The following is an 18,565-nucleotide window of genomic DNA, read 5'->3' as shown; positions in this document are numbered from 1 at the left end:
GCTGCGTATTAACCCAAGAAGGCTTCCTCGTATGAGGAAGCCTTCTTTTGTATGACAAACAAACTCAGCAATTGGCTAGAAGCCAAGCTTCTCCAACTGCTGAGCTGAGCCGTAAAGCAGACAGTCCAGTGGACTGTCTGTAGGCGAAGTGAGCAGCCGCGATAGCGAGCTGCGAGGCGATCCTAAGCAGTTGGAGAAATTAGAATCCTAATTTCTCCAACTGCTTAGGATCGGACTGCCAGCCCTTGGCCACCTTGACATGCAGGTCGAGCTTGGCTTTCTGTCCAACGATACGGTTGACCGGCGTACGAAGCTTCTTCTTCACATACGTCAGGTTCGAAGCGCCCTTGCCGATGATAATCGGCTTCTGGGAATCACGCTCCACATAAATCGACACATGCACCTGTGCCTTACCGTCATAGCCGACACCGGTCTCATTGTCTTCCGGATAGTCGATGGAATCAACCACCACTGCCAGAGAGTGCGGCAGCTCATCATCCAATGCTTCCAGGAAGGTGCCGCGAATCAGTTCGGCGATGGTCTCTTCCGGACGTTCCTCACTAATCTGATCATCCGGATACATCTGCGGGCCTTCCGGCATGTGCTCAATCAGCACGTTCTTGACTTCAGCCAAGTTATCGTGCTCCAGAGCGCTCACCGGCACGATATCCGCAAAATCAGCGAACTCATTAATCTCCATGAGCTTATTAATCAGTTCGGTACGATTGAGCTCATCGATTTTGGTCACAATGGCAATCAGCGGCACCTTCCATGCAAAGGTGCCGTCATCACGTTTGGTGGCGAAGTCGGCGCGCAAACGGGAAAGAATGCGCTTATCGCCAGATCCGATCTCCTGATCGGCCGGCAGCAGGAAAGCCACTTCATCCACGTCGGATAGGGACTCCTCAACCACATCATTCAGACGCTGGCCGAGCAACGTGCGCGGACGGTGAATGCCAGGCGTATCCACCAACACCAACTGCGCATGCTCGGTGGTCAAAATGCCACGGATGGCTTTACGCGTGGTTTCTGGGCGAGAAGAGGCAATCGCAATCTGCTTGCCGATAAGCGCATTGATCAGCGTGGACTTGCCGACGTTCGGACGGCCTACCACAGCCACGAAACCGGAACGGTACGGCACGTCCTGCGTTGCCGGCTTGGCAGCATTCACTGTATTGTTCTGATCGCTCATCTCACTCCTTGCTGGCGGTCGAATCATCCTCGGCGATATCGTCGCCGGCTTCTTCACTGGTCTTGCTATCTTCCCCGTCACCCTCGACGTGCGCCGGCTCTACCACAATGGTGGAGACTTTCTTACGCCTGCCTGCGGAATCCACAGCGGTCAATCTGAGTCCACGGGTCACAGCGGAAGCGCCTACAATCGGCACACGACCAAGCAGCTTGGTCAAGAGACCATACACAGTATCGACATCATCCTCATCGATATCGATCTCGAAAATCTCCTCCAAATCGGCAATGGGGGTGCGTGCCGGCATCTTCCATTTGTTGTCGCCGACCTTCTCCGGCTCGCTGCGTTGCGTACGATCATGCTCGTCCTCGAGTTCACCCACAATCTGCTCGAGCGTGTCCTCAATGGTCACCATGCCGGCAATGCCACCATATTCGTCAACAACCACGGCCACATGTTGACGAGAACGCTGCATTTCATGGAACAAGTCATCCACAGGTTTGGATTCCGGCACCAGCAGAGGCTGACGCACAATGGATTCAACCTCACGATCAAGCGCCTGCGGATTAAACGCCGTGGCACGTACGGCATCCTTCAGATACGCAACGCCAATCAGATCATCAACGTCTTCGCCGATAACCGGCACACGAGAGAAGCCCGATCGCGAGAACAATTTCAGTGCCGAAGCCAGCGTGGTGTCTCGTTCCATGCAAATCATGTCGGTGCGCGGCACCATGATCTCACGCGTCAGCGTATCGGAAAGCGTCAGCACATTGCGCAGCATTTCGGAGACCTCAGGGTCGAAATCATTGGATTCCACGAGTCGGTCGATGGCTGCTTTGCCTTGCTCCAGCTGTATTTTCTCCAGTTCCTCATCGTCGGACAAATCCGAATCCTTGGAGGATCGGCGACCTTGCGACTTGCCGCTTTTCTCCGAACCGATGCGAGCGAAAGGAGTCAGATGGCAACCCAGCGAGACGATGCGCGAATGTGCGAGCATGATATCGACCGGCTTGGCCATGCCCGCAGTACGCGGTCGCACCAATACGGAAACTACTGCCACGATGATGGCGAACAGGAAGCCGACCAGCAGACTCGCCCACAGGGGCGCTCCCCACAGTGAGGTGATGGAGCATACCAGCACGCCGTCGAGCACATTGCAGGTGATACGGAAGAAGGCGCAGCTTCCCGCGGTGGCGTAACGGTTGGCGATCAGCCGCTGCACGCGATGAATCTTGTCAATCTTCTTCATCTTGAGGAACTGGCTCGTCTCGGAGTCCGTTTGCACCTCAAGGATGAGATTATTGAGGCTTGCGCGGGTTACGCGCGCCACTGCGCCTTCGGCCGCCGCCATAGTCAGGGAAAGCCATACGAAGAGCGCTGCGACCAACACCAAAACAACGGTGAGTGCGATGTCGGTGGTACTGAGATACTCCATAATGTTCGATGCCATCCTTGGGTTTGATGTGGATGTGATTGTGAATGTGGTTGTGCGGTGGGTATGAATTGATTGAGTACGGGTTACTGCATCGGTATGCGTTTACTGCGCGTTCAAGTCGCGACCGGTGCCGTGCGATGCATCATAGAGAGCCAAGGCGTCTGGCGTGCCCGCCGGCAACGTGGCCTGCACGTTGGCATCTTGGCGCAACGCGAAGAAGGTGAGCAGCAGCTGACGCTGCAACCCGAACATCTGCCGTTCCTGATCCGGAGTCACATGGTCATAACCAAGCAGATGAAGGATGCCGTGAATGGTGAGCAGCAGCATCTCCTGCATCGTACTGTGTCCTGCGGCGGCGGCCTGCTGAGCCGCCACCCACGGGCAGATTACGATATCACCCAGCACGCCTTCCATCACGGTTTTACCATCACCAGGACGAAGTTCGTCCATCGGGAAGCTCATCACATCGGTCGGCCCTTCCAACCTCATCCAGCGCATATGCAGCTCTGCGATGGGATCGGGATCGACGAACATGATGGTCAAATCGGACTGGGTACTCACCCTCATCTGGTCAAGCACCCAGATACCCAAATCGGAGAACACCTTGGGATCGATATTCCATTGGGTTTCGTTGGTCACATCAACGCTCATCGGTTTCCTCGCTTGCATCGCTGTTCCGGATACCCGGCTTATCTGTTTCGCTGTGGTTGGTTCGCTGACTCATGCGACGATGGTCACCGGCAATGGCGGCATGGCGGTCATAGGCGGCCACGATTTTACCGACCAATTGGTGACGCACAACATCCTCAGTGTTCAAGTGCACGAAGGCGATGTCATCGATACCGCCGAGAATGCGTTCGATTGTGGCCAATCCGGAACGCGGTACAGCAAGATCCACCTGTGTGATATCGCCGGTAATCACCATTCTGGTGTTGAATCCGAGTCGGGTCAGAAACATCTTCATTTGCTGTTCGGTGGTGTTCTGCGCCTCATCGAGGATAACGTAGGCATCGTTCAGCGTGCGACCGCGCATATAGGCAAGCGGAGCCACTTCGATGGTGTTGTCGTCCATAAGACGCTTGAGCTGATCGGCACCCAGCATGTCGCCTAAGGCATCGTACAGCGGACGCAGATACGGGTCGACCTTATCGTTGAGCGTTCCCGGGAGGAATCCCAGATTCTCTCCCGCCTCCACGGCGGGACGCGTGAGAATGATTCGCCGAATCTGCTTGTCTTGGAATGCGCGTACGGCTTTGGCTACCGCCAAATACGTTTTACCGGTGCCTGCCGGGCCGATGCCAAACGTGATGGTATGCGATTCAATGGCATTCACATACGCCACCTGGCCAGCGGTTTTCGCACGAACCGGCACGCCTGCGGCAAAGGTGATGACACCGGGCACCGTAGGTTTTCGATAGTTGGTGTTCTGCGCTCCCCCGCCGCGCGCATTGCCCTTGTCTGCAGCTGTGGAATGCACCAGCTTATCGTGCGCCGGACCATGCCCCGGATGTTCCAGACGCACATGGTTCTTCAGCACATTCTGGTCGAGCATGCGACGCACGGTATCCGCATCCATCGGTGCCGTGAAGGCTGCTTGAATGATGGTATGAATCAGATCCTCTGCTTGTGCGGCCTGCGCTTCGGTCTGCTTGGCTCTGGATACGATGGCCACACGATTTCCGCGGACAATGATGGTCAGCTCAGGAAACGCGCGTTCCACCTCACGAATGACCTCGTCGATCGGACCGAATACAGCCACCGGATCAAGCTGGGACGGGACGGTGATGGTACGTGTAGTCGTTGCCACGAATAACGGTTCCTATTCGTCGAGCTTTTCGCCGGTCAGTACATGCGCATGCACATGGAATACGGTCTGGCCTGCATCCAGACCGGTATTGAACACCAGTCGATACGCCCCATGGAAGGATTCATTGGCGATCTGCTGGGCAATGGAGACGATGTGCGCGAGTTCGGCAGGATCGGCGGCGGCCAGTTCGGCGGCATTGGCGTAGTGCTTCTTCGGCACAATCAGCACATGAACCTTGGCTTTCGGATTGATGTCTTTGAAAGCGTATGTGGATTCGTCTTCATACACCTTGCTGCTCGGAATCTCGCCTGCAATGATTTTGCAGAACAGGCAATCGCTGGATTCGCTCATCATGCTCCTCGTTGTTTTTGATTGTTGTGCTAATCATCAGCTTAGCGCGGGGGCATGTCCCCTTATTCGTATCGGCCCAATGCCCGGGACAGCAACGACAGCGCAACCGGTCCTGCCGTGGCTGCGCGAAGGATGTTCTTCCCCAATACGCAGCTGATGGCTCCGACTTCAGTGAACTGTTCGACCTCCTGTTCGCTGATGCCACCTTCCGGTCCAACGACAACGTTGACGGTACGCGGTTTACCGTCAGCCAAACTGCGTTCCATCAATTGTGCGACCTTGGATTCCACTCCGCTCCAGGTATCTGTGGCATCCTGATGCAGCACCACCACCAGGTCGCCATGCACGCATGCCCTGCGGCAAATGGCCACTACCTGCTTGCTGGAGACGCATTCGTCCAGCTGCGGTTTGAAGGCTCGCCGTGACTGTTCAGTGGCGGCGGTCAGTACGGCGGACCATTTCTTGTCTGTTCTCCCGGCCTTCCATTTGGCGATGGACCGGTCGGCCTGCCATGGCACTACCTGATCAACTCCAATTTGCGTGGCCATATCGATGGCCTGCTCATCATGCCCGGTTTTCGCCAACGCCTGAATCAGCGCCAGTCGCGTGACCGGTTCAGGCTCACGCCATACTTCATCGACTTCAGCCAGTCCCGCTTCCGGATCGGCCATCACGGCATGAACCCGCAAACCGTTGCCATCGGAAAGCTGCAAGCCATCGCCTCGTTGAAGACGCATGGCCTGCACGGCGTGACGCTTGATGTGTGCCGGTAGCGTGAGCTTCCAGCCAGCGTGCAGTTCATCGCTGTTGACCGGAACATCGTCAACCGTTGGATCGAAAAGGAAAAGCGCATCTGTCATGCCTACTAGGCTACACGCGACACGCCGAAAGACACGCTCAAATTGCATCCCCGCAATTCCATGCTAAAGTATCTACTCGTTGTCCAAACGACACCTGCCCGGGTGGCGGAATGGTAGACGCGCTAGCTTGAGGTGCTAGTGCCTATTTTATACAGGCGTACGGGTTCAAGTCCCGTCTCGGGCACAGATAAACCCCTTGCATTGCAAGGGGTTTTTCAGTATCTTCCCCAAAATAGCCATCAGGCCGGTCCAGGCCTCATCAGGAAGGGCATCATGCAGTTCGTTCCGCTTCAATCCGTTGATGATCCACGCGTCGAAGCGTACGTGAGCCTGACAGAAATGCAGTTGCGCAACAAGCTCGAGCCGCAAAAAGGCGTGTTCATCGCCGAATCCCCGAAAGTCATTGACCGTGCGCTGGCTGCGATGCGAGAACCGCTTTCCCTGCTGGTTGAAGAACCTTGGCTCGAAGGCATGAAAGACACCTTCGACTTCATTGACCAGCATTGGGGAAACGACATTCCTGTGTATGTGGCTTCTCCAGAGCAACTCAAGAGGCTCACCGGGTATCGACTGCACCGTGGCGCCCTGTGCGCCATGCGTCGTTGGCCGCTCCCCTCGGTCGCCGAAGTATGTGCGAACGCCACCCGAGTGGCAGTGATGGAGAACATCGTCGATCATACGAATGTTGGCGCGTTAATGCGCTCCGCCGCCGCACTTGATGTGGATGCCGTATTGGTCACCCCCTCGTGCGGCGATCCATTGTATCGTCGTGCCGCACGCGTGTCGATGGGAACGGTGTTCCAAGTGCCATGGACCCGCATCACCGGCTTCAACGACGACGGCACTGAAGATAAGCATTACTGGCCGTTCAAAGGCATCGATGAACTGAAGTCCCTGGGCTTCACCACCGTGGCTATGGCACTTGAGGATCGCTCCATCTCTCTGGACGAACTCACCCGCCGTCTCCATGCCCCGGAAAACGATCCCACGCATATCGGCAAGCTCGCGCTGATTTTCGGCACCGAAGGCGATGGCCTGTCCCATCACACCATTGCCAGAGCGGACCTCACGGTGAAGATTCCGATGAGTCACGGTGTGGACAGCCTGAATGTGGCTGCATCCAGCGCCGTGGCATTCTATGCGACGCGCCACTGATTTTTTTCAACCACTATCCGAACAGTCTCTCATCCGCAGAAAACCGGGATTTTTTCACAAAATCGCACAACTATTCATCACAAGTTCACGGCACGCGGAAGCGATAGCCTTGCGTGTTCGTTTTTTTCTGCAATTATTAACTATGTAAACCAAACGCAACGATGCGCTTGGCCAAGTAGTGCGGTGTCGAAAGACGCTTACGACAAGAGAGGACAGTAGCGATGGCCAAGAATCCCAAGATTCTGTCGATTGTGCTTGCAGGCGGCGAGGGGACCCGTCTGATGCCGTTAACCAGGGATCGAGCGAAGCCCGCCGTACCCTTTGGCGGCGTGTACCGTTTGATTGACTTCCCCCTCAGCAATCTGGTGAATTCCGGATACCGTCAGGTAGTCGTGCTCACCCAGTACAAGTCTCATTCGCTGGACCGTCACATCTCCCAGGTGTGGCGCTTCTCCCCGCTTCTGGGCTCCTACGTGTCCCCTGTGCCTGCCCAGCAGCGTCTTGGTAAGCATTGGTATCTCGGTTCCGCAGATGCCATTTACCAGACCATCAACATCATCGAGGACGTGCAGCCTGACATCGTGGTGATTGTCGGCGCTGATCACGTGTACCGTATGGACTTCGAACAGATGGTGCAGCAGCACATCGAGTCCGGCGCCGAGTTCACCGTCGCCGGTATTCGCCAGCCCATCGAGCAATCCAATCAGTTCGGTGTGATTGAGGTCGATCCGGATCACCCGAACATGATCAAGAACTTCCAGGAGAAGCCGGCCACAACCACTGGTCTGCCGGATAATCCGAACCAGATTCTGGCGTCCATGGGCAACTATGTGGCCAACACCAAGGCGCTGTTCGAGGCTCTGGCCCTCGATGAAAAGGCCGCCGACACCAAGCATGATATGGGTGGCGATATCGCCCCGTACTTCGCAGCCCGTAACGAGGCCGGCGTCTACGACTTCAACTCCAATGAGATCCCGGGCTCCACCGCCACCGATCACGCCTACTGGCGCGACGTGGGTACCATCAAGCAGTTCTACGATGCACACATGGATCTGATTGCCTATGTGCCGGAATTCAACCTGTACAACCAGGATTGGCCGATTTACACGATGTCCGGCAACCTGCCGCCGGCAAAGTTCGTGCATGCCGGCCGCGACCGTCTGGGACATGCCACGGATTCCATCGTCTCCCCGGGTGTGATTGTCTCCGGCGGTGAAGTGCATCACTCCGTGCTCTCCCCCAACGTTCGCATCCACTCCTGGGCGCAGATCGTTGACTCCGTGCTCTTCGATGGCGTGGTCATCAACCGTCGTGCACGCGTGTACAAGGCCATTCTCGACAAGAACGTGGTGCTGACCGAGAACTCCACGGTGGGCATTGATACCGAGCATGATTTGGCTCGTGGTTTCACCGTCACACCGGACGGCATCACGGTGGTGCCGAAGAACACTATCGTTGACGACTGATTCAGCATCAATGGGAAAGCCCCGCGACCAAAAGGTTGCGGGGCTTTCCCATATCCGTTTGCCGGCAATCAGTACTTCGGCATGTTTTCAAAGTTGAAGCCGAGTGCCGCAAGCTGATCGCGGCCTTCCGGCGTAATACGATCCATCGTCCAGCGTGGATCCCACGTCCAGTCGATGCGGAACTCCTCCACCAAACCGGCAAGCGTGGAAGCGCATTCGTCTTCGATAAGATCGGTCAGCGGGCATGCCGGCGTGGTCAGCGTCATCGTGATGATGGCGCGGCCCAGCTCATCGATTTCGATGCCGTAGACCAGACCCAGATCGATGACATCAATACCCAGTTCGGGATCGATGACCTGGTGCAGCGCTTCGCGTACGTCCTCGGCTGTCGCACGACCGATATCATCCACTGCCTTCAGCGGGATATCGTTACCATCGGATTGCTCATCATCAGAGCATCCGCACTTGCCATGATGATTGCCGCACGCGCACGTATCGTCGGCCTGTTCAGCGGGTTCCACCGGGTGTCCGTTGGGGAATCCCTTGGCCAGTGACGGATTCATCATGACGCGTCGGGAGGCCTCTTCATCCTGAAGCACTTCGTTCACAGCGTCAAAAATGGATGGCTGCGGTTCGGGAACCAGATTGTTATCCGTCATTGTTACCTCAGTTCTTTGCGGCAAGGGCTTTGGCAATGGAGTCCTTCAGCCCTTCCCAGCCTAGCAGAGCGCACTTGATGCGCATAGGGTATTTCGAGACGCCTTGGAACACCACGGCATCACCAAGTTCGTCTTCCAACGCTTCATCACTGAGGCCGGCACCACGAGATTCCATCAGCTTATGGAATACCTGCTCCAGTTGCATGGCCTCATCCACGGTTTTGCCGTCTACCAAATCAACCATCACCGACAGGCTGGCCTGGGAAATCGAGCAACCATGACCATCCCATACCAGACGTTTGATGGTATGGGGCTCCTCATCAGAGACCTCAACATGCACGGTGGCTTCATCACCGCAGGTCGGATTGAACTGGTGGGATTCGCCTGGGGTGCAATATTCATGCGTCGCCTGAACCGTGGTATTACCAGCGGTGTCGCCGGAGGCTTCCGAAGCCATGTCCGGCGCGAAAGACTCTTTGCCGTGCGGGTGCTTGGATGCCTCAAGAATCACTTCCTGATACATCTGCTCCAGCTCATCTCCGGTCATACCGAAATCACTCATGATTACTGTTACTACTCCACTTCAAAGAACTTACGAATGCCCTTGGCTGCATCGACCAACGCCTTGGCATCATCCACGGAATTGTAGACGCCGCTGGAGGCGCGGTTAGATGCGTACAGACCGAAATGGCGATGTACGGGCTGAGCACAATGGTGACCCACGCGAATGGCAATGCCTTGAGCATCGATGTACTGACCTACATCATGCGGATGCACACCGGCAACATCGAACGCCACGGTTCCGATGCGGTCCTTGTTCTCACGAGGTCCGAGAATCCTGATGCCTTCAATATCGCCGAGCTTCAACAGCTCGTCGGTAATCGTACGCTCATGGGCTTCGATGTTTTCCAAGCCGATGTGCATCATCCATTCAGCGGCTACACCTGCGGCTACCACTTGGGCGACCGGCTGGGTGCCAGCTTCAAAACGTGCAGGCGGCGCCATGTACTGCGCCTCATGATCCATGTAGGCGAGCTCCACCATAGAACCACCGAAATTGGCCGGGGGCAATGCTTCGAGCATGTCACGCTTACCGTAGAGGAAGCCGACGCCGGTTGGACCATACATTTTGTGGGCACTCCAAGCGGCGAAGTCAACATCCAGTGCATGGAAATCAACCTTGAGATGCGGCACGGACTGGCAGGCATCTAGAATGAATACAGCACCCACTTCATGGGCACGCTTGATGATTGGAGCCACATTGGTGATCGCTCCAGTCGTGTTGCCCACATGGGTCACCGCCACCACCTTGGTGCGCTCGGTGATGACCTCGTCGAGGTTGTCCGTGCGCACACGACCGTCTTCGGTCAGGTCAATCCACTTGAATGTGGCACCGGTACGGTAGGCCAGCTCCTGGAATGGCAGCAGCACGGAATGATGTTCCGCGCGGGAGACGACGATTTCGTCACCGGGCTTCAGGGCGAAACGCTTGGCGGCTTCTCCCCCACGCCCCAATGATGCATTGCCAAACGCGGTAGCCAGCAGGTTCAAACCCGCGGTGGCACCACCGGTGACCACGATCTCTTCCTGGCCTTCTTCGGCATTGGCGCCAACCAGCTTGGCCACCTTGGCGCGGGCTTCCTCAAAAGCCACAGTGGAACGGGCTGCCAGCTCATGGGCACCGCGGTGCACACCGGCATTGATCGTGCGGTAGAAGTTCGCCTCAGCGTCAATCACGCACTCGGGCTTCTGCGAAGTCGCCGCAGAGTCGAGATAGACGAGCGGATGCCCGTGGATCTCCTGATCCAGAATCGGGAACTCATCCCGAATCGCCTTGAAATCAACCATCAGTTTCTCCTCTTATCCGCGGTTTCAGGCAAGAGCGGACTCGGAATCGGCGCCTTCCGGCAAGTAAGCGTCGTAACCGTTCTCTTCCAGCTCGTCAGCCAACTCCGGGCCACCGGTCTTAACGAAGTGGCCATCTGCGAACACATGCACAATGTCCGGCTTGATGTACTTCAAGATACGGGTGTAGTGGGTCACCATCAGGATGCCGAACTGGTTGGCTTCCTTAGCGCGGTTCACACCTTCGGACACGATGCGCAAGGCATCCACGTCAAGGCCGGAATCGGTTTCGTCGAGAATCGCGAACTTCGGCTTCAACAGTTCGAGCTGCAGAACTTCCGCGCGCTTCTTCTCACCGCCGGAGAAACCTTCATTCACGGAACGGGAAGCGAACTTCGGATCCATCTTGAGACGCTTCATGGCCGCGGAAAGATCCTTGGCCCACTGACGGATGCCAGGGGCTTCGCCATCGATTTCGGTTTTGGCGGTCCTCAGGAAGTTGGTCATGGAGACGCCCGGCACTTCCACCGGATACTGCATGGCAAGGAACAGGCCGGCCTTGGCACGCTCATCCGGGGTCATCTTCAGCAGATCCTGGCCGTCCAGCAGCGCTTCGCCGGAGTCGACCACGTACTTGGGGTGACCAGCAAGGGTGTAGGCCAGCGTGGACTTGCCGGAGCCGTTGGGACCCATGATGGCGTGCGTTTCGCCAGAGTGTACGGTGAGGCTGGCACCCTTCAGAATCTCCTTGGTGCCTTCCTTGGTTTCCACATGGACGTGCAGGTCCTTGATTTCGAGTGTTGACATGTTATTGCTCCTAAAACGATTGTTCTTACTTGTCTTCGAGGACCTGCGTCATGGCTGCATCTTCTCCGCGAGCCAAACGACGGTCGATTACGTCCATCAAATGTTCGGAAATGGCGGGGATGCCAATTTCCTCCACCAGCTCGCCGAAGAAGCCACGCACCACAAGCTTGCGGGCTTCAGCTTCAGGGATGCCGCGGGATTCGAGGTAGAACAGTTCCTCATCATCGAAACGACCCACCGAGGAGGCATGACCGGCACCGATGATATTGCCGTTCTCGATCTCGAGGTTCGGCTCGGAATCGGCAATGGCTCCCGGCGTCAATACCAAGTTGCGGTTCAGCTCATAGGAATCCGTGCCAGGCGCAGTGGGCTGGATAAGCGCGTTACCGACCCACGTGGAATGTGCGCCCTTTCCGTCCAATGCGCCTTTGTACACTACACGAGACTTGCAATCAGGGTGGTTGTGCACCACCATCGTGCGATGTTCGATGTGTTCGCCAGGATCGACGAAGTAGATGCCGAGCATGTTGAGGTCGCCTTGCTCACCGCCGAAATCCTGATCCATACGGAGTCGAACGATATCGCCGCTTAAGGTCACGACGGAATGGCGCAGGGAGGCGCCCTCGCCTACATGAATGCGGTGATTGCCCACGTGCTTGGCGGTTTTCGCCCATTCCTGAATGAAGGTGGTGGAAACATGGGAATCCTTGCCGGTGGTGATTTCCACACCCTCGGCGAGGCGAGTGTCACCGTCATGTTCCACGACCACATCGGCATGTGCACGGTCTGCAGCGGCGATCACCAGATGGAAGGCATCAAGATCCTCACCTGCGCCATGCACCTTGACCAGTACCGGCTGTTCGATTTCACCGTTCAGTTCAAGAACGGTTGCGGTGGCTCCGGAATTCCATTCCACAGCGGAAACGCGGTCGTTTGGCTTGGACACCGTGCCGGAGAGGCCTTCGCCAAGCTTCACCTGTGAGAGGTTCACTCCTTCGGCGAGTTCAGAACCATCAATCATGGACACTTCAATCTGCGTTTCACCGGATGGTTTGAACACAGTGAAGAACTCGTTGATGCGTTCAATCGGGGTGTATCGCCAGTCGTCCTGCTTGCGATCAGGCATCGGATAATCATTCGCATCGAACGAGCGCACGGCATGATCCACCGATGACGGCATGGCTGCCGGAATGGCATACGGGTCATTCGGATCCGCGACTGGAATCTTGATTTCCTTGACGGGTGTTGTTGTATCGGCCATTGGTATCAGCCCACCGATCCTTCCATCTGAAGTTCCACAAGTCTATTGAGTTCGAGCGCGTATTCCATAGGCAGCTCACGGCTGATCGGTTCAACGAAGCCGCGCACAATCATGCCCTGCGCTTCCTCCTCGGTCAGACCTCGGCTCATCAGGTAGAAGAGCTGGTCTTCCGAGATTTTGGAAACGGTGGCCTCATGAGCCATGGACACGTCGTCTTCACGAACATCCACATGCGGGTATGTGTCGGAGCGGGAGAAATCATCCACCAACAGTGCGTCGCACACAGTGGAATTGGAAGAACCTTCCGCGCCCTTGACGATCTTGACCAAACCGCGGTAAGCGGATCGGCCACCGCCACGGGAAATGGACTTGGCCACAATCGTGGAGGAAGTATGCGGTGCCAGATGAATCATCTTAGCGCCGGTGTCCTGGTATTGCCCCTTGCCTGCGAAGCCCAGAGACATGGTGGAAGCCTTGGCGTATGGCTCGGCGAGGATGCATGCCGGGTATTTCATCGTGGCCTTGGAGCCGATGTTGCCGTCGACCCATTCCATGGTGCCGCCCTCACGCACGTACGCGCGCTGGGTCACCAGGTTGTACACGTTGTTCGACCAGTTCTGCACGGTGGTGTAGCGAACGCGTGCATGCTTTTCGACGATGATCTCCACAATGGCGGCATGCAGGGAATCCTCGGACCAAATCGGTGCGGTGCAGCCTTCCACGTAGTGCACGTAGGAGCCTTCATCGGCGATGATCAGGGTGCGTTCGAACTGACCCATTGCCGGCGTGTTAATACGGAAGTAGGCCTGCAGCGGAATATCCACGTGTACGCCCTTTGGCACATAGACAAAGGAGCCGCCGGACCATGCGGCGGTGTTCAACGCACCGAATTTGTTGTCTTCCGGCGGAACGACGGTGCCGAAATATTTCTTCACCAAATCAGGGTATTCGCGTACAGCCGTATCGGTGTCCACGAAGATAACGCCCTTCTTCTTTAGATCCTCCTGGATGGAGTTGTAAATCACCTCGGACTCGTACTGAGCAGCCACACCGGAGACCAGACGCTTCTTCTCAGCTTCCGGAATGCCGAGTCGATCATAGGTGTTGCGGATATCGTCCGGCAGTTCATCCCAGCTCTTGGCCTGCTTGTCGATGGGCTTGACGTAGTACTTGAAATCATCCGCGTTAAAGCCGGATAGGTCAACACCCCACTTGGGCATGGGCTTTTCCAGAAATGCCTTGAATCCACGTAGACGCATGTCCAGCATCCATTGCGGCTCGCCCTTATCCGCGCTGATGGCACGTACTACATTCTCATCAATGCCTCGTTTTGCGGCCTCGCCGGCGGCGTCAGAATCATGCCAACCATAGCTGTAATCGCCGAATTGGCTGATGATCTCATCATCTTTTTTGATTTTATCCTCGTTGACGCGGGTTCGATCAGCCACGTACTGGCTCATCTCCACATCAGCGGCGGCGTTTGGCGCTTTGTTTTCGCTCACCATCCTGCCTTCCTTATTGCTCGCTTAGTCCTAAGCAAACCTAACAGAACCTGTGCTGAAACACTACTAGCCACACTGAATATTGGCTGTGCGCTTACGTGATGTGGCGCACATATCGGACAGATAAACAGAAAAAGGATTCATCCGAAGATGAATCCTTTTCTTATGAACTAGCAGCAACTAAGGCACTGCAAACTCATGCCTGAACATGCACGGTAGTACCCATGAGCGCCCAATCATAGAACTGCTGGGCAACATCCCAACCAATGCCAACACATCCATGGGACCACAGACCACCACCGTTGACCAGCTGGGCATTGTTAAATGCGGACTGAGTAGCGACACGGTGAATTGCGCAACCGGTCTTGGAGAAGTAGTTGACAAAGCCAACATTCTTCGCATCCCAAGTCTCGTTACTGCCATCGCTCAGAGTCAGGTTGCCAGTCATGTTCTGGCTACGGTACTTGAGCCAAATCTTGAAATCACCGTACGCGGTGCAGTTGTCATACTTGTTCGGATCGCAGTAGGTCGGTGTGCACAAATCACCATTGCATTCACCAGTGGTGGGATTGTTGTTACGACCAACGCCAGCGTTGAACTTCATGACAACTTTATCGTTCTCATATGCAGTGACAGTATGATCGGAAAGGTCAACCACCACGGTGCGCTTGGTGGTCTTGGTCTGCATCGGGTCGACCTGACCCTTCACGGTCACGGAACCACTACCCTTGGCCAGCGCCTTGACAGCATCACGGCCAACATTGGTATCCGCGCCATCGGCGACGGTCACGCCGTCATGGCCTTCGGAATTGACTTTCAGCACATCGCCGACACCGTTGACGATAACGTCACGATCCTCTCGGCCGGTATGCAGGCTCTTCTTGATGGTGTTTTCGTAGTACTGCTGAAGCTTGTCAGCATCGAACACCACATAACCATTACGGGTTTCGTTGGCCTTGAGCTTACCGTTCTTATTGGCATCGATGCGAGTAGATGCAGCCAGAGCTGCAGCATCAATGGAGGCGATATCATGTCCCTCAACCTTAATGGTTACCGGGTTCTTGATCAGGTTGTCCAGCGTAGCCTTAGCTTCGTTGGCTACAGTGTCGCTCACCACAGGCTCGGTGTCACGAAGCGACACAGTAACAGCTTGCGGCTGATCCTTGCCGAGGGACTTCACGGAAGCGATAGCAGCCTTGGCCACCGGAGTGGCGTCAATGCCCTTGCCTTGCTGACCGCCAGAGACATCGAAACCATTCTTGTCTCCATTGAGCTGCACAACAGCGTCAACGGCCTTGACCTCGCTCACCGAGAGCTTGCTGTTCAGCGTTGCACAATCCGCGGCATCTGCGCTGGCGGGCGCAACAGTGACATCCTTCTTGACCCAGAATGCGTACTGCTGCCATCCATCACCGCGCTTGGCGTTCACCACATCGGAAGCGATGGCATCGGAGTCAACGGTAAGGCCCAGATCCTTCATGGACACGTTCACCGTCTTGCCGTTGTACTTCACCGGCACGGTGGTGGATTCCACAACATCGTTGATCTTGGCTGCAATGTGGCTCTGGCTCTGACCCATTACCGGGTTACCCCACAATGTCACGCCAGGCAACGCGTGAGACTGGAAGTACCAGTAACTGCCACCACTCACGGCAGCGAGAACAGCAACTGCCCCAAGTACGATCCAAGGCCAAACGTGACGCTTCACTGCCTTGGTATGCGCGCCGTTACCTGCACCATCTTCAATCGGCGGCTGTGCGACTTCAAACGGAGTAAACACCGCTGTGGATTCAGCATCGCTCACAGACTTCATGGCATCGGGCTCGGATGCGCCCATAGCCGGTTGATAGTTATCAGTCATATCGAACTCTTACGTATCTTCTTACTGTTCCTTGAGTGCCGTAAGCACCTTGGGTCTCATTATGCACTAAGGCCATGAATTCCAAGCGAATTCATGGCCTTAATACTCATTGAGCGTACGTGATTTACATCACGTTAGCCGTATTGATGTTCAGCTGCGTGCTTCCTGGTGATCCAGCGCGGCCTTGACCAGACCAGCGAACAGCGGGTGCGGCTTGGTCGGGCGGGACTTGAACTCCGGGTGGGCCTGGGTGGCCACGTAGAACGGATGAACATCCTGCGGAAGCTCCACGAACTCAGTGAGCTCACCATCCGGGCTCTGGCCGGAGATACGCAGACCGCCCTCACGCAGACGATCCTTGTAGGCCACATTGACCTCATAACGATGGCGGTGACGCTCGGTGACATGGGTGGTGCCATACAGCTCGGCGACCAGGGAACCTTCCTCCAGCTCTGCCGGGTAGGAGCCAAGGCGCATGGTGTGTCCCATATCGCCCTTGCCGGCCACGATATCCTTTTGCTCTTCCATCGTGGCGATGACCGGGTTGGCGCAATCCGGCTCGAACTCGGTGGAGTTGGCGTCTTCGATGCCCAGCACGTGGCGAGCATATTCGATGACCATCGACTGCAGACCGAGGCACAGACCAAGAGCCGGCAGACCGTTCTCACGAGCGAACTTCAGCGCGCCGATCTTGCCCTCGATACCGCGGATGCCGAAGCCGCCCGGAATCACGATGCCGTCGATGTTGTCGAGTGCGGCAGCAGCGCCTTCAGTGGTTTCGCAACGATCGGCGGCAACCCACTTGACGTTGACCTTGGCCCAGTTGGCGAAACCGCCAGCCTTGATGGCCTCGGTGACGGACAGGTAGGCATCCGGCAGGTCGATGTACTTGCCGACAATGGCGATATTGACCTCATGCTTGGGGTGATGCACGCGCTCAAGCAAATCCGCCCACTCATCCCAGTCGACATCATGGAACGGAAGTCCCAGTTCACGAACCACGTAGGCATCGAGACCCTCTTCGAACAGGATCTTCGGCACATCGTAGATGCTCGGGGCATCCACGCAGTTGACCACGCCTTCCGGATCCACATCGCACATCAGGGAGATCTTATCTTTGATGCCTTGGTTCAGCGGTCGGTCGGAACGTAGCACCAGAGCGTCCGGGGAGATACCGAGCTGACGCAGCATCATCACAGAATGCTGAGTCGGCTTGGTCTTGAGCTCATGGGCGGCGGAAATATACGGCACCAGAGAAACATGCACGAACATGCAGTTCTCCGGACCCAAATCGCGACGCACTTCACGTGCCGCCTCGAGGAACGGCTGGGATTCGATATCGCCCACGGTACCGCCGATTTCGGTGATGATTACATCGACATCATCGGATGCCTGGGCGCGCATGCGGGACTTGATTTCGTTGGTGATGTGCGGAATGACCTGGACGCACTGGCCAAGGTATTCGCCGGCACGTTCCTTGCGCAGCACTTCCTGATAGATCTGGCCAGTGGTCACATTGGCCTTCTGAGAGAGGAAGACATCAAGGAAGCGCTCGTAGTGTCCGATGTCGAGATCGGTTTCCGCACCATCTTCGGTCACGTAGACTTCGCCATGCTGGAACGGGTTCATGGTACCCGGATCCACATTGATGTAAGGATCGAGCTTCTGCTGGAGCACGTGGATGCCACGGCTGCGCAGCAAGCGTCCAAGGGAGGAAGCGGTCAGACCTTTACCGAGGGAGGAAACAACACCACCGGTGACGAAAATATGCTTGGTGACGTGTTCTTGAGCATTACCATGTGTTCTTCTAACCATGGAATTTCACTCTATCATCCTCACATGACGCGGTGTCAGCCGTGTGTTCCCTCCCAGCCGAATCAATACGTGATTTCGTGTGACTCACTGAAGGCAGTTATTCGGCGACGATATGCGCAACCGCCTCAAGAGCCAGCTTGTAACCGAAGAAGCCCATACCGGTGATCGTACCGGTGGCCACCGGACTGATCACCGAGCGCTTGCGGAATTCGTCACGTGCGGAAGGGTTGGAAATATGCACTTCCATCAACGGCAGACCGGCATCGCCCACCATATGCGCGGCATCGGCGAGTGCGTAGCTGTAATGGGTGAATGCAGCGGGATTCATCACCACAGGCGTTTTTTCATCCGCAGCCTGATGCATCCAATGCACCATTTCAGCTTCGTCATCGGTTTGACGCACCTCGACCTCAAGGCCGAGCTCCTTGCCCCACTCGGTGCACAGGCGGCGCAATTCCTCGAGATCCTGTCGTCCATAGACATCTGGCTGGCGAACGCCGAGACGACCGAGATTCGGCCCATTGACAACGATGACTTTGGTCATGTGTA

Annotated in this window: 17 protein-coding genes and 1 tRNA gene; 3 read left to right on the top strand and 15 right to left on the bottom strand. The window is 56.2% G+C overall.

The genetic code is table 11. From position 1 onward, the window contains the following. Positions 1-199: 199 nt before the first annotated feature. The 6 genes from era to JS530_RS06900 all read right to left on the bottom strand — a co-directional run bounded on the left by era (position 200) and on the right by JS530_RS06900 (position 5,645). Positions 200-1,192: a GTPase Era gene (era, locus tag JS530_RS06925; RefSeq protein ID WP_214376459.1), complete on the bottom strand. Its 993-nt coding sequence runs from the start codon at positions 1,190-1,192 to the stop codon at positions 200-202. Position 1,193: 1 nt separating this feature from the next. Then, positions 1,194-2,627: a hemolysin family protein gene (locus JS530_RS06920; protein WP_214376458.1), complete on the bottom strand. Its 1,434-nt coding sequence runs from the start codon at positions 2,625-2,627 to the stop codon at positions 1,194-1,196. A gap of 102 nt (positions 2,628-2,729) precedes the next feature. Further along, the gene (gene ybeY, locus JS530_RS06915; RefSeq protein ID WP_214376457.1) at positions 2,730-3,278 is read right to left on the bottom strand and encodes an rRNA maturation RNase YbeY; all 549 of its coding nucleotides are present in this window, start codon (positions 3,276-3,278) and stop codon (positions 2,730-2,732) included. Further along, on the bottom strand, positions 3,268-4,434 hold the full coding sequence (locus JS530_RS06910) for a PhoH family protein (protein WP_214376456.1): 1,167 nt from the start codon (positions 4,432-4,434) through the stop codon (positions 3,268-3,270). The genes ybeY and JS530_RS06910 overlap by 11 nt, the downstream gene beginning before the upstream one ends. Positions 4,435-4,446: 12 nt before the next feature. After that, positions 4,447-4,785 carry a histidine triad nucleotide-binding protein gene (locus JS530_RS06905; protein WP_214376455.1) on the bottom strand — a complete coding sequence of 113 codons (339 nt, stop codon included), beginning with the start codon at positions 4,783-4,785 and terminating at the stop codon, positions 4,447-4,449. A 62-nt stretch (positions 4,786-4,847) separates the two neighbouring features. Then, entirely contained in the window at positions 4,848-5,645 is a 798-nt protein-coding gene (locus JS530_RS06900; protein WP_214376454.1) for a 16S rRNA (uracil(1498)-N(3))-methyltransferase, read from the bottom strand. Positions 5,646-5,741: 96 nt separating this feature from the next. On the opposite strand from JS530_RS06900, the gene JS530_RS06895 reads away from it, so the two are divergent. The 3 genes from JS530_RS06895 to glgC all read left to right on the top strand — a co-directional run bounded on the left by JS530_RS06895 (position 5,742) and on the right by glgC (position 8,266). Further along, a tRNA-Leu gene (locus JS530_RS06895) sits at positions 5,742-5,829 on the top strand. A gap of 89 nt (positions 5,830-5,918) precedes the next feature. Beyond that, the gene (locus JS530_RS06890) at positions 5,919-6,800 is read left to right on the top strand and encodes a TrmH family RNA methyltransferase (RefSeq protein ID WP_214376453.1); all 882 of its coding nucleotides are present in this window, start codon (positions 5,919-5,921) and stop codon (positions 6,798-6,800) included. A 221-nt stretch (positions 6,801-7,021) separates the two neighbouring features. Continuing rightward, complete coding sequence (gene glgC, locus JS530_RS06885; protein WP_214376452.1) at positions 7,022-8,266, top strand: glucose-1-phosphate adenylyltransferase; 1,245 nt, start codon at positions 7,022-7,024, stop codon at positions 8,264-8,266. Positions 8,267-8,334: 68 nt separating this feature from the next. Here the strand turns inward: glgC and JS530_RS06880 are convergent, their stop codons facing one another. The 9 genes from JS530_RS06880 to aroQ all read right to left on the bottom strand — a co-directional run bounded on the left by JS530_RS06880 (position 8,335) and on the right by aroQ (position 18,560). Next, complete coding sequence (locus tag JS530_RS06880) at positions 8,335-8,925, bottom strand: metal-sulfur cluster assembly factor (RefSeq protein WP_214376451.1); 591 nt, start codon at positions 8,923-8,925, stop codon at positions 8,335-8,337. 7 nt (positions 8,926-8,932) lie between these two features. Then, positions 8,933-9,487: a Fe-S cluster assembly sulfur transfer protein SufU gene (gene sufU, locus JS530_RS06875; protein WP_214376450.1), complete on the bottom strand. Its 555-nt coding sequence runs from the start codon at positions 9,485-9,487 to the stop codon at positions 8,933-8,935. Positions 9,488-9,498: 11 nt separating this feature from the next. Next, a complete protein-coding gene (locus JS530_RS06870) occupies positions 9,499-10,773 on the bottom strand; it encodes a cysteine desulfurase (protein ID WP_214376449.1) in 1,275 nt (424 codons plus the stop codon). A 24-nt stretch (positions 10,774-10,797) separates the two neighbouring features. Next, positions 10,798-11,577 carry a Fe-S cluster assembly ATPase SufC gene (gene sufC / locus JS530_RS06865; protein WP_214376448.1) on the bottom strand — a complete coding sequence of 260 codons (780 nt, stop codon included), beginning with the start codon at positions 11,575-11,577 and terminating at the stop codon, positions 10,798-10,800. 25 nt (positions 11,578-11,602) lie between these two features. Then, a complete protein-coding gene (gene sufD, locus JS530_RS06860; RefSeq protein ID WP_214376447.1) occupies positions 11,603-12,838 on the bottom strand; it encodes a Fe-S cluster assembly protein SufD in 1,236 nt (411 codons plus the stop codon). 5 nt (positions 12,839-12,843) lie between these two features. After that, positions 12,844-14,343 carry a Fe-S cluster assembly protein SufB gene (gene sufB, locus JS530_RS06855; RefSeq protein ID WP_281067690.1) on the bottom strand — a complete coding sequence of 500 codons (1,500 nt, stop codon included), beginning with the start codon at positions 14,341-14,343 and terminating at the stop codon, positions 12,844-12,846. 193 nt (positions 14,344-14,536) lie between these two features. Continuing rightward, on the bottom strand, positions 14,537-16,201 hold the full coding sequence (locus tag JS530_RS06850) for a L,D-transpeptidase (RefSeq protein WP_214376446.1): 1,665 nt from the start codon (positions 16,199-16,201) through the stop codon (positions 14,537-14,539). Between the two features lie 150 nt (positions 16,202-16,351). Further along, on the bottom strand, positions 16,352-18,016 hold the full coding sequence (locus tag JS530_RS06845) for a CTP synthase (protein WP_214376445.1): 1,665 nt from the start codon (positions 18,014-18,016) through the stop codon (positions 16,352-16,354). A 97-nt stretch (positions 18,017-18,113) separates the two neighbouring features. Beyond that, entirely contained in the window at positions 18,114-18,560 is a 447-nt protein-coding gene (gene aroQ, locus JS530_RS06840; protein WP_214376444.1) for a type II 3-dehydroquinate dehydratase, read from the bottom strand. Positions 18,561-18,565: the final 5 nt, after the last annotated feature.

It is taken from the genome of Bifidobacterium colobi (assembly GCF_018555455.1).
In the GTDB taxonomy this organism is placed as follows: Bacteria; Actinomycetota; Actinomycetes; order Actinomycetales; family Bifidobacteriaceae; genus Bifidobacterium; species Bifidobacterium colobi.
This window is presented reverse-complemented; position numbering and strand designations above follow the sequence as displayed.